Origin of the sequence: Pseudoflavonifractor capillosus, assembly GCF_016902575.1 — a bacterium.
GTDB classification, from domain to species: Bacteria; Bacillota; Clostridia; order Oscillospirales; family Oscillospiraceae; genus Enterenecus; species Enterenecus capillosus_A.
Genome location: NZ_JACSNZ010000114.1, coordinates 1 through 863, shown reverse-complemented (window position 1 = coordinate 863; position 863 = coordinate 1). Strand labels below are relative to the sequence as shown.

The window sequence follows — 863 nt, the reverse complement described above, 5'->3', positions numbered from 1 at the left end:
CCAGTTCCGTGGCCAACCTGTACCCTTTCAACTACTCCGGCAAGCTGGACCCCAAGGGCTTCTACATCGGCAAAGACAAATACGGCAGCAACATTCTGGTGGACTTCGACCAGCGAGATGAGGACAAGACCTCTGCCAACATCCTGATCCTGGGCAACTCCGGCCAGGGCAAGTCCTACCTCATGAAGCTGCTCATCCTCAATCTGCTGGAGTCTGGCAAGTCCGTCATCTCCCTGGATGCCGAACATGAGCAGCAGGAGATGTGCGAGGCGGTGGGTGGCTGCTTTGCCGACCTCATGGCCGGACACTACCTCATCAATGTCCTGGAACCCAAGTGCTGGGACAACAGCGGAGACCCCAATGCCGACGATGCGCCGGAGCCCTTCCGCAAAAACACGCTGCTGGCCCAACACATTTCCTTCCTGAAAGACTTCTTCCGAGCCTACAAGGACTTCAGCGATGCCCACATCGACACCATCGAAATCATGCTCTCCAAGCTGTACCAGAAGTTCGGCATCACCGAGAGTACGAACTTCAGCCAGATGCGCCCAGAGGACTACCCCATCCTCTCCGACCTCTACGACTTGATGGAGGAGGAGTTTTACTCTTACGATGCCAGCTGTCACCCTCTCTACACAGAGAAACTTCTGCAGGAGGTGCTGCTGGGGCTGCACTCCATGTGCAAGGGCGCCGATGCCCAGTTCTTCAACGGACACACGAACATTACCTCCAGCCGCTTCCTGGTGTTCGGTGCGAAGGGGATGCTCAGTGCGGCGAGAAATGTCCGCAATGCCATGCTCTTCAATGTGTTGTCCTATATGTCTGACAAGCTCCTCACCGAGGGAAATACCGTGGCCGCCCTG

At 56.4% G+C, this 863-nt stretch carries 1 protein-coding gene; it reads left to right on the top strand.

Annotated features, from left to right (window positions below):
* The coding region (locus tag H9X86_RS12120) for a TraG/VirB4 family ATPase (protein ID WP_204901748.1) at window positions 1-863 on the top strand (863 nt) is incomplete at both ends.